The following is an 11,015-nucleotide window of genomic DNA, read 5'->3' on the forward strand; positions in this document are numbered from 1 at the left end:
CCCCCCCCCCCCCCCCCCCTCCCCCCCCCGCGCCCCGCCCCCCAGGCCCACCGGCGGCCGCGCCCCCCCGCCCCCCCCCCCCCGTCCCCCCCTCCCGCCCCCCCCCCCGCCACTCCCCCAGGTGCGGCCGCTCGTCGCCGAGGGTGGTGTCGTCGCCGTGGCCGGGATAGACCCACGTCTCGTCGGGAAGCCGGTCGAAGATCTTGGTCTCGACGTCGTGCAGCAGGCTCGCGAAGGCCTCGGAGTCCTGGAACGTGTTGCCCACGCCACCCGGGAAGAGGCAGTCGCCGGTGAACACGTGCGGGTGACCGTGGCGGTCGTCGTAGACGAGGACGATGGAGCCGGGCGTGTGGCCCGTGACGTGCCGCGCCGTGAGCGCGATCTCGCCGAAGCCGATGGTGTCGCCGTCCCCCACAGGGGTGTCGGTGGGGACGGGGATGCCCTCGGCGTCGTAGCGTCCCGCGTAGGTGCGCGCGCCGGTGGCGTCGACGATCTCGGAGAGCGCGCCCCAGTGGTCGCCGTGGCGGTGGGTGGTGACGACGCCGGCGATGCCGTCCTCGCCGATGAGCGCGAGCAGCTTGTCCGGCTCGGCGGCCGCGTCGACGAGCAGCTGGGCGCCCGTGGCCCGGCACCTCAGGAGGTAGGCGTTGTTGTTCATCGGCCCGACGGCGATCTTCGAGATCATCAGGTCGGTCAACTCGTGCACGTCGGCGGGCCCGCCCACCTGCACCGCTCCGCTGTAGGTCATGGCCGCAACTCTAGGTCGTATCCGGCGCCGCCACCCGTTCGGGTGAAGAGGACGTAGGTCCCCCCAAAATCGAATGCGCGTGCTATAGGCTCGGCGAGTGCACCGGAAGAGGCATCCTGGGATGCGCGCCGGTGCGCTCACGCACAGGCGCGCACGGCGTGTACAGCGCGCACCGCGTGTACAAGCAGCACACCCGTAGCACTCCATGCAGTCCATCGCTCTGGCGACCCCCGGCATTCCCGGCGAGGGGGCACCGCCCCTGCTTCTTCCAACGAAAGGTGCGGACCGGCAGTGGCCGACCGTCTCATCGTCCGCGGCGCTCGCGAGCACAACCTGCGGAACGTCTCGCTGGACCTGCCCCGCGATTCGCTCATCGTCTTCACCGGGCTGTCCGGCTCCGGCAAGTCCTCGCTCGCCTTCGACACGATCTTCGCCGAGGGCCAGCGCCGCTACGTCGAATCGCTGTCCTCGTACGCCCGGCAGTTCCTCGGGCAGATGGACAAGCCGGACGTCGACTTCATCGAGGGCCTCTCCCCCGCCGTCTCGATCGACCAGAAGTCCACGTCGCGCAACCCGCGCTCCACGGTCGGCACGATCACCGAGGTCTACGACTACCTGCGGCTGCTGTTCGCCCGCATCGGCAAGCCGCACTGCCCCGAGTGCGGCCGCCCGATCACGCGCCAGTCGCCGCAGGCGATCGTGGACAAGGTCCTCGAACTGCCCGAGGGCAGCAGGTTCCAGGTCCTCTCGCCGCTCGTGCGCGAGCGCAAGGGCGAGTTCGTCGACCTCTTCTCCGACCTCCAGACCAAGGGCTACAGCCGCGCGCGCGTCGACGGGACCACGATCCAGCTGGCGGAGCCGCCGAAGCTGAAGAAGCAGGAGAAGCACACGATCGAGGTGGTCGTGGACCGCCTGACCGTCAAGGACTCGGCGAAGCGCCGGCTGACGGACTCCGTGGAGACGGCGCTCGGGCTGTCCGGCGGGATGGTCGTCCTCGACTTCGTCGATCTCGACGCGGACGACCCCGAGCGCGAGCGCATGTACTCGGAGCACCTCTACTGCCCGTACGACGACCTGTCGTTCGAGGAGCTGGAGCCGCGCTCCTTCTCGTTCAACTCGCCCTTCGGCGCCTGCCCGGACTGCACCGGCATCGGCACGCGCATGGAGGTGGACGCGGAGCTGATCGTCCCCGATGAGGAGAAGTCGCTGGACGAGGGCGCGATCCACCCGTGGTCGCACGGGCACACGCGCGAGTACTTCGGCCGCATGATCAACGGCCTCGCGGACGCGCTGGGCTTCCGTACGGACATCCCCTGGGCCGGGCTGCCGCAGCGGGCCAGGAAGGCGCTGCTGTACGGGCACAAGACGCAGGTCGAGGTCCGCTACCGCAACCGGTACGGGCGCGAGCGCGCCTATGTGACGCCCTCGTTCGAGGGCGCCGTGTCGTACGTCAAGCGGCGCCACCAGGAGGCCGAGAGCGACACGAGCAGGGAGCGCTTCGAGGGCTACATGCGCGAGGTGCCCTGCCCGACGTGCGAGGGCACGCGCCTCAAGCCGATCGTGCTCGCGGTGACGGTGATGGGCAAGTCCATCGCCGAGGTCTCGGCCATGTCGATCAGCGACTGCGCCCGGTTCCTCGCCGAGCTCACGCTGGGCGCGCGCGACAAGAAGATCGCGGAGCGGGTGCTCAAGGAGGTCAACGAGCGGCTGCGCTTCCTGGTCGACGTGGGCCTCGACTACCTGTCGCTGAACCGCGCGGCCGGCACGCTCTCCGGCGGCGAGGCGCAGCGCATCAGGCTCGCCACGCAGATCGGCTCCGGGCTCGTCGGCGTGCTCTACGTCCTGGACGAGCCGTCCATCGGGCTGCACCAGCGGGACAACCACCGGCTGATCGAGACGCTGGTCCGGCTGCGGAACATGGGCAACACGCTGATCGTCGTGGAGCACGACGAGGACACGATCAAGGTCGCCGACTGGATCGTGGACATCGGCCCCGGCGCGGGCGAGCACGGCGGCAAGGTCGTCCACTCGGGCCCGTTGAAGGAGCTGCTCGCCAACGACGAGTCGCTGACCGGGCAGTACCTGGTGGGCAAGCGGTCCATCGCGACGCCCGCGCTGCGCAGGCCGGCCGATCCGTCGCGCAGGCTGACGGTGCACGGGGCGCGCGAGAACAACCTGCGGGACATCGACGTGTCGTTCCCGCTCGGCGTGCTCACCGCCGTGACGGGCGTGTCGGGTTCCGGCAAGTCGACGCTGGTCAACGACATCCTGTACACCCACCTGGCGCGCGAGCTGAACGGCGCGAAGTCGGTGCCGGGCCGCCACACGCGCGTCGACGGCGACGATCTGGTGGACAAGGTCGTGCATGTCGACCAGTCCCCCATCGGCAGGACGCCGCGGTCCAACCCGGCCACGTACACGGGCGTGTTCGACCACGTGCGGAAGCTGTTCGCGGAGACGACCGAGGCGAAGGTACGCGGCTATCTGCAGGGCCGGTTCTCGTTCAACGTGAAGGGCGGCCGCTGCGAGAACTGCGCGGGCGACGGCACGATCAGGATCGAGATGAACTTCCTGCCGGACGTCTACGTGCCGTGCGAGGTCTGCCACGGCGCCCGGTACAACCGGGAGACGCTGGAGGTCCACTACAAGGGCAAGAACATCGCCGAGGTCCTGGACATGCCGATCGAGGAGGCGCTGGACTTCTTCGAGGCCGTGCCGACGATCTCGCGTCATCTCAGGACGCTCAACGAGGTGGGTCTCGGGTACGTCAGGCTGGGCCAGTCGGCGCCGACGCTGTCGGGCGGCGAGGCGCAGCGCGTGAAGCTCTCCAGCGAGCTGCAGAAGCGTTCGACGGGCCGCACGGTCTACGTGCTGGACGAGCCGACAACGGGCCTGCACTTCGAGGACATCAGCAAGCTGATCAAGGTGCTGTCCGGTCTGGTCGACAAGGGCAACACGGTGATCGTGATCGAGCACAACCTGGACGTCATCAAGACGGCGGACTGGGTGATCGACATGGGCCCCGAGGGCGGCAACGGCGGCGGTCTCGTGGTCGCGGAGGGCACGCCCGAGGCGGTCGCCGGCGTGGCGACGAGCCACACGGGCAAGTTCCTGCGGGACATCCTGGACGCGGACAGCGTCAGCGACGCGGCCCTGGGGTCCAGGAAGCCGAAGAAGAGCGCGGCGCGCGGCGCGAAGAAGACCGCCGCCAAGAAGGCCGCGGCCGGGAAGGCGGTGGCGGCGCCCCGCAAGCAGCGCGCGAAGTAGCCGCGGCGTCGGCGGCGGCCGCCTCCGGACAGGCCCGGCCGCCGGCTCCGTCGCGTGCGTCGCCTACGGGGGGTCCGTCCGTGCGCGCGAGCGGCCCACGGCCACCGTTCCGTCGGCGCGAGGTCACCACCCCGCGCGGACGGCCGCCGCCCCCGGCCGGCGGTCCGGGCGTCGCCGGGCCGTCGCGGGTGCCGCCGTGCCACGGCCGATCAGCGACCCGGCCGCAGCGGCGCCTGCCGGTCGCCGCCCAGAGCTGCTGGAAGCGGCGTCTGCCGGTCAGCGTCCCCTGCGCATGCGCTGGCCGACCTCGCCGCCGTCGGTCTCCCACCAGGGCCGCACACGCTCGGGGGCCGCGGCCGCGGGCGCCGCGGCCGGGACCGCACCCGCAGGGGCCTCGGACGCAGGCGTGGACGCGGGCGCCGGCGCCGGGACGGGCGTCAGCTCCGCGTCGAGGCGGGCGTCGAGCTCGGCCGTGCGGGCGCGCTCCGAGTGCCACCACTGGAAGAACACGGCGATCAGGAACGGCAGGGCGACGATCTCCGCGAGCGTCAGCATCAGGCCGCCGCCGAGCGTCTGGTCGAACTGGAGCGTCGGCCCCCAGGTGCGCGGGTGTGCCCGGTACCAGTCGCCGGCGACGAGCGTGCCGCTGGTCATCACGACCAGGCCGGGGAGCGAGTCGAACAGCCCGTCGACGAAGACGAGGAGGGCCCTGACCGGGTAGCTGCACCAGCGCGGCAGCATCTCCTGCTTGGAGAGCATCGGCAGGACGAACAGGCAGCCGGTGAGCAGCAGTTGCGCGTGCATCAGCTGGCGGACCAGGTCGTTGTGGAGCGCCGTGGGGAAGTACGGCGTGAAGTAGATGGTCAGCTCGGACACGAGTACGAAGAGGGAGCTGACGAGCGGGAAGGTCAGCAGCCTGACGGGGCGCGACGCCACCGCCCGCCGCAGCCGCCCGTCGGGCGAGGCGAGGCCCAGCGGGTCGCCGAGCGCGAGGCCGAGCGGGGCGAGCAGGTCGAGCAGGATGTTCTGCACGGCGGCCGGCCAGAACAGCACCCGGTCGTAGACGGCGAGCGACGACATCGTGGCGACGACGATCATGCCGAGGCCGACCACCGCGAACAGTGCCGTCCGCAGCACGGACCAGCGCCCGCCCGACCGCAGCCGCCGCACCACGCCGGCCGCGTACAGAGCGCCGAGCAGGACCACGGCGACCAGCGCCGCCGGGTCGAGCGTCCAGGACGTGAAGCCCCTGCCCACCGTGAGTTCCGGCAGCACGCCGCACCTTCTTTCCGTATTCGGCGACCACGCTAGACCGGCGGCTTATTCGCTCGTACGTCGGGTGCCCGCGCGCATAACCTCCCGCCATGCCGACACCCCGTACCGGCCTCCCCAGCGGCGGCCCGCACCCGCTCCGCCCGCCGAAGCCACGGCCGGGCGACCGGATCGCCGTGATCTCGCCCTCCTCAGGACTGCCGGGGATCCTTCCGCTCCCGTACGAGCTGGGCCTGCGGCGCCTCTCGGAGAACTTCGGGCTCCGGCCCGTGGAGTACCCGTCGACCAGGACGATGGGCGCGACACCGCGGCAGCGCGCCGCCGACATCCATGCCGCGTTCGCCGACCCGTCGGTGACGGCGGTCATCGCGAGCATCGGCGGCGACGACCAGATCACCGTGCTGCCCCACCTGGACCGGGAGCTGATCGCCGCGCACCCGAAGCCGTTCTTCGGGTACAGCGACAACACGTGCCTGCTGGCCTACCTGTGGCAGACCGGGATCGCCGCCTACCACGGCGGCAGCGTGATGGTCCAGCTGGGGCGCCCGGGCCGGATGCATCCGCTGACCGAGGAGTCGCTGCGGGCGGCTCTGTTCACGCAGGGCCCCTACGAGCTGCGGCCCGCCGACCGGTTCGGGGACGTCGACAGGGACTGGGCGGACCCGGCCACCTTCGACGAGGAGCCGGCGACCCGGCCCGGGGGCGGCTGGTCCTGGACCGGCCCCGAGGGGGTCGTGGAGGGGACCTGCTGGGGCGGGAACGTCGAGGTGCTGTCCTGGCTGCTGATGGCGGACCGGGAGATCGGCGCGGACCTGTCCGTCTACGACGGCTGCGTGCTGTTGCTGGAGACGTCGGAGGACCTGCCGTCCGCGTCGGAGGTGTACGGGATCCTGCGCGCCATGGGCGAGCGCGGGCTGCTCGGGCGGTTCCCCGCGCTGCTGATGGGCCGGCCGAAGACCTGGTCGTTCGACCGGCCCCACACGCCGGAGGAGGCCGGCCGGTACGTCCGCGAGCAGCGGGCGGCGGTGGAGCGTGCGCTGGCGGAGTACGCGCCCGAGACGATGGCCGTCTTCGACGTGGACCTCGGGCACACGGATCCGCAGCTGGTGGTCCCGTACGGCGGGACGGTCCGGGTGGACGGCCCCGCGCGGCGGATCACCGTGACGTACTGACGGGCGGTTCGGACGATGGGTTCAGGCGGGCGGTTCGGACGGGCGGTTCAGGCGTCCACGCGGTCCTCGTCGGCCCCTCGCTCGGCCGCCTCGCCGTCCCGGCCGGCCCTGCGGGCGGCGATGAGGCTGGTGACCGTCGTGACGAACAGGACACCGCCGATCACGGAGAGGGAGAGCGTGGTGCTGATCTCGGGCACGTGCACGCCGGTCTCGTGCAGCGCGTGCAGGACGAGCTTCACGCCGATGAAGCCGAGGATCACCGACAGCCCGTAGCTGAGGTGGACCAGCTTCTTCATCAGCCCGCCGATGAGGAAGTACAGCTGCCGCAGGCCCATCAGGGCGAACGCGTTGGCCGTGAAGACGATGTACGGGTCCTGCGTCAGGCCGAAGATCGCCGGGATGGAGTCGAGGGCGAACATCACGTCCGTGGTGCCGATGGCTAGCATGACCACCATGAGGGGCGTGAGGACGCGCTTGCCGTTGACGCGGAGAAAGAGCTTCGTGTCGTGGTACCTGTCGGCGACGCCGAAGCGGCGCTCCACGGTCTTCAGCAGCCGGTTCTCCTCCCACTCCTCGTCCTGCCCGCCGTGGGAGCGCGCCTCCTGGATCAGCTTCCACGCGGTGTAGATCAGGAACGCGCCGAACAGGAAGAACACCCACGAGAAGCTCGCGAGGACGGCGGCTCCCGCGGCGATGAACGCGGCGCGCAGGACCAGCGCGATCAGCACGCCGAACAGCAGCACCCTCTGCTGGAGGCGGAGCGGCACCGCGAACTTCGCCATGATGACGATGAAGACGAAGAGGTTGTCGACGCTGAGCGACTTCTCGGTGACGTAGCCGGCGAAGAACTCGCCGCCCGCCTTTCCGCCCGCGAAGAGCAGCAGGCCGACGCCGAAGAGGCCGGCGAGGACGACCCAGACGGCCGTCCAGGCGCCCGCTTCCCTGACCGACACCTCGTGGGGCTTGCGCCCGATGAAGAAGTCGATCGCGATCAGGACCACCAGACCGAGGACGGTCAGCAGCCACGTGGTCAACGAGATGTCCATCGTGCCTCCGGCGTCTTGCGACTACGAGCGGCGCCGATCGGATCGGCCCGCCTGCCGGAGGTCTCTTCCACCTGGGGGGCCTTCGTCAATCCCCAGGCCGACGCCCCGGGACCGATGGCGGTCCGTATTGACGGGTACGTCGCGGTGTGGGAGTACTCCCCTCCGCTACAAGAAACGGTACAGGACTACCCATGAAAAGGTAAATCAACCGCCAAGAATTGAGTAAATCGCCAGGTCAGAGCAGTGGCTGAGGGTATTGCCCTCGGCCCTGGACGCACGGCGCCGGCCGGACGCGCGGTGGAGCGCGGCCGGCCGGCCGGCGGGCGGGTCGGTCAGAGCTGCGGCAGGATCGCCGGCATGAGGTCTTGGAATGTGCGGCCGTTGGCCGCATTGCCCAGTGCCGTCATCTGCCAGCCGGCGCCGGAGCGGTGCACCTTCGCCATGATCTGCGCGGTGTACTGACCGCCCCCGTCGAGCGTGTAGCGGGCGAGTTCCTCGCCGGTCGTCTCGTCGACGAGGCGGCAGAAGGCGTTGCGCACCTCCTGGAACGTCTGCCCCGTGAACGAGTTCACCGTGAAGACGATCTGGTCGATGTGGCCGGGCACGCTCTGCAGGTCCACCAGGATCGACTCGTCGTCCTCGCCCTGCCCCGCGCCGCCCACCAGGTTGTCCCCGGTGTGCCGCACGGAGCCGTCGTCGCTGACGAGGTGGCGGAAGAACACCACGTCGACAGGCTTCTTATCGGCGAAGAGGACCGCCGATGCGTCCAGGTCGATCTCGCGGGTCCGCATGCCGAACAGCCCGCGGCGCTTGGCCGCCTGCCAGCCGAGCCCCATGCGCACCGCGGTGAGCGTTCCGCCGCCCCTCTTCTCCAGGCTGATCGCCTGGCCCTTGCTCAGGCTGACGCCGCCGGACGAACCGCCCTTGGTTGTGTCCACCACGTCCTGGTCCCCTTTCCGCATGGTCCCCCCGCCCAACCGTCCGTGTGCGGTTGTGGAGCACCCTACGCACGACCCTGCCCGGCGTCCGCCATGCTCACGCCGGTTGTGTCGGACCTGCGACACAGCGCGGCGCGGGCGCGTGGCAGCCGCTGCCGTGCGGGCGTCGGGCGTCGGGCGCCGTGCGGGCGTCAGGCCAGCCCCGCCTCCCTCATCTGCCGCAGCTCCTTCTTCAGCTCCCCGACCTCGTCGCGCAGCCGCGCGGCCACCTCGAACTGGAGGTCCGCGGCGGCGGCCCGCATCCGGTCGGTCATCTCCTCGATCATCCCCGCGAGCTCGGTGGCCGGCCGGTCCGTCGGGCCGTCGCCCGCGCCGCCCTTGGCCGCCGCGCCGCCGAGGGACGGCACGGGCGCCTTGGCGGGCTTGGCGTTCTTGTTGTTCTTGCCGCTCTTCGTCTGCCGGTAGCCCGTGCCGAGCAGGGAGTCCGTGTCGATCTCCTCGCGCGCGATCGTGGCCACGATGTCGTTGATCTTCTTGCGCAGCGGCTGCGGATCGAGGCCGTGCTCGGTGTTGTAGGCGATCTGCTTCTCGCGGCGCCTGTTGGTCTCGTCGATGGCGCGCTCCATCGCGGGCGTCACCTTGTCCGCGTACATGTGCACCTGGCCCGACACGTTGCGCGCGGCGCGGCCGATCGTCTGGATCAGCGACGTGCCCGAGCGGAGGAAGCCCTCCTTGTCCGCGTCGAGGATCGCGACCAGCGACACCTCGGGCAGGTCGAGGCCCTCCCGCAGGAGGTTGATGCCCACGAGGACGTCGAACTCGCCGGAGCGCAGCTCCCTCAGCAGTTCGACGCGGCGCAGCGTGTCCACGTCGCTGTGCAGGTAGCGGACCTGGATGCCGAGCTCCAGGAAGTAGTCCGTGAGGTCCTCGGCCATCTTCTTGGTGAGCGTGGTGACCAGGACGCGCTCGTCCTTCTCGGTGCGCTGCCTGATCTCGTGCACCAGGTCGTCGATCTGGCCCTGGGTCGGCTTGACGACGACCTCGGGGTCGACGAGCCCGGTGGGGCGGATGATCTGCTCCACGACGCCGTCGCCGCGGGACAGCTCGTAGGCGCCGGGCGTGGCCGACAGGTAGACGGTCTGGCCGACGCGCTTTTGGAACTCCTCCCACTTCAGCGGGCGGTTGTCCAGCGCGGACGGCAGCCGGAAGCCGTGGTCGACGAGCGTGCGCTTGCGGGACGCGTCGCCCTCGTACATGGCGCCGATCTGCGGGACCGTGACGTGCGACTCGTCGATGACGAGGAGGAAGTCCTCGGGGAAGTAGTCGAGGAGCGTGTTGGGCGGGGAGCCGTAGTCGCGGCCGTCGAAGTGCATCGAGTAGTTCTCGATGCCGGAGCACGAGCCGATCTGCCGCATCATCTCGATGTCGTACGTGGTGCGCATGCGCAGCCGCTGCGACTCGAGGAGCTTGCCCTGCTTGTCCAGCTCGGCGAGGCGCTGCTCGAGCTCGTGCTCGATGTCGCGCACCGCGCGGTCCATGCGCTCGGGACCCGCCACGTAGTGGCTGGCGGGGAAGACGTACAGCTCCTGGTCCTCGGTGATGACCTCGCCCGTCAGCGGGTGCAGCGTGGACAGCGCCTCGATCTCGTCGCCGAACATCTCGATGCGGACGGCCAGCTCCTCGTAGACCGGGAAGATCTCGATGGTGTCGCCCCTGACGCGGAACGTGCCGCGCTGGAAGGCGACGTCGTTGCGCGTGTACTGGATGTCGACGAAGCGGCGCAGCAGTTCGTCCCTGTCGTACTCGCCGCCGACCTTCAGCGGCACCATGCGGTCCACGTACTCCTGCGGCGTGCCGAGGCCGTAGATGCAGGAGACGGAGGCGACGACCACCACATCGCGGCGGGTGAGCAGCGAGTTCGTCGAGGAGTGGCGCAGCCGCTCCACCTCCTCGTTGATCGAGGAGTCCTTCTCGATGTACGTGTCCGACTGCGGCACGTACGCCTCGGGCTGGTAGTAGTCGTAGTACGAGACGAAGTACTCGACGGCGTTGTTCGGAAGCAGCTCGCGGAACTCGTTCGCCAGCTGTGCGGCCAGCGTCTTGTTCGGCGCCATGACGAGCGTGGGCCGCTGGAGCTTCTCGATCATCCAGGCCGTCGTCGCCGACTTGCCCGTGCCGGTGGCGCCGAGCAGGACGACGTCGTCCTCCCCGGCGCGCACGCGCCGTTCCAGCTCGGCGATGGCCGCGGGCTGGTCACCGCTCGGCCGGTAGGGGCTGACGACCTCGAAGGGCGCCAGTGAGCGTTCGATGTGGGTTACGGGCCGCATGGAGTCAACCGTACGACTCCCCACTGACAACGAGCCCCGAACAGGCCCTGGCCTGCGAAGAGGCGTGTCACGGGAGGTTCGCGGTCACCAGTCGTGGAGGTCGGTGGAGCCGCCGCGCACGGGCTGCGGCTCACGGTCGCGTGCGGCGCCCGCCGCCGTGTGGTGCCTGCGGGTCCTGGCGCGCTGGGCGGTGAGCGGTTCGCGCGAGCGCGGCACGGCGGCGCGCACGGGCTCGGGGGATCGGG

Annotated in this window: 6 protein-coding genes and 1 pseudogene; 2 read left to right on the forward strand and 5 right to left on the reverse strand. The window is 70.6% G+C overall.

Annotated elements, in window-relative coordinates; genetic code table 11:
- Positions 1 to 97: 97 nt before the first annotated feature.
- A pseudogene (locus JFN87_RS28725) lies at positions 98 to 748 on the reverse strand (MBL fold metallo-hydrolase); the annotation flags it as partial.
- Between the two features lie 291 nt (positions 749 to 1,039).
- Here JFN87_RS28725 and uvrA point away from each other — a divergent pair.
- On the forward strand, positions 1,040 to 4,015 hold the full coding sequence (uvrA, locus tag JFN87_RS28730; RefSeq protein WP_209344691.1) for an excinuclease ABC subunit UvrA: 2,976 nt from the start codon (positions 1,040 to 1,042) through the stop codon (positions 4,013 to 4,015).
- A 276-nt stretch (positions 4,016 to 4,291) separates the two neighbouring features.
- On the opposite strand, the gene JFN87_RS28735 is transcribed toward uvrA, so the two are convergent.
- Positions 4,292 to 5,290: a cytochrome c oxidase assembly protein gene (locus JFN87_RS28735; RefSeq protein ID WP_209344692.1), complete on the reverse strand. Its 999-nt coding sequence runs from the start codon at positions 5,288 to 5,290 to the stop codon at positions 4,292 to 4,294.
- 89 nt (positions 5,291 to 5,379) lie between these two features.
- On the opposite strand from JFN87_RS28735, the gene JFN87_RS28740 reads away from it, so the two are divergent.
- Entirely contained in the window at positions 5,380 to 6,459 is a 1,080-nt protein-coding gene (locus JFN87_RS28740; protein ID WP_209344694.1) for a S66 family peptidase, read from the forward strand.
- 47 nt (positions 6,460 to 6,506) lie between these two features.
- Here JFN87_RS28740 and JFN87_RS28745 read toward each other — a convergent pair whose 3' ends face one another.
- From JFN87_RS28745 to uvrB, 3 genes are all read right to left on the reverse strand, one after another.
- Positions 6,507 to 7,505, reverse strand: coding sequence for a TerC family protein (locus tag JFN87_RS28745; protein ID WP_209344696.1), 999 nt, complete (start codon positions 7,503 to 7,505; stop codon positions 6,507 to 6,509).
- A gap of 332 nt (positions 7,506 to 7,837) precedes the next feature.
- Positions 7,838 to 8,467 (reverse strand): TerD family protein, encoded by a 630-nt coding sequence (locus JFN87_RS28750; protein ID WP_209344698.1) that lies wholly within the window; start codon positions 8,465 to 8,467, stop codon positions 7,838 to 7,840.
- Between the two features lie 167 nt (positions 8,468 to 8,634).
- On the reverse strand, positions 8,635 to 10,770 hold the full coding sequence (gene uvrB, locus JFN87_RS28755; RefSeq protein ID WP_209344700.1) for an excinuclease ABC subunit UvrB: 2,136 nt from the start codon (positions 10,768 to 10,770) through the stop codon (positions 8,635 to 8,637).
- Positions 10,771 to 11,015 lie beyond the last annotated feature (245 nt).

Origin of the sequence: Streptomyces montanisoli (assembly GCF_017813245.1) — a bacterium.
GTDB lineage: Bacteria > Actinomycetota > Actinomycetes > Streptomycetales > Streptomycetaceae > Streptomyces > Streptomyces montanisoli.

Bases quoted from the DNA above. Each gene is read 5' to 3' on its own strand.
- JFN87_RS28750 (WP_209344698.1), bottom strand. From the start codon at position 8,467: ATGCGGAAAGGGGACCAGGACGTGGTGGACACAACCAAGGGCGGTTCG.
- JFN87_RS28740 (WP_209344694.1), top strand. From the start codon at position 5,380: ATGCCGACACCCCGTACCGGCCTCCCCAGCGGCGGCCCGCACCCGCTC.
- JFN87_RS28745 (WP_209344696.1), bottom strand. From the start codon at position 7,505: ATGGACATCTCGTTGACCACGTGGCTGCTGACCGTCCTCGGTCTGGTG.
- uvrB (WP_209344700.1), bottom strand. From the start codon at position 10,770: ATGCGGCCCGTAACCCACATCGAACGCTCACTGGCGCCCTTCGAGGTC.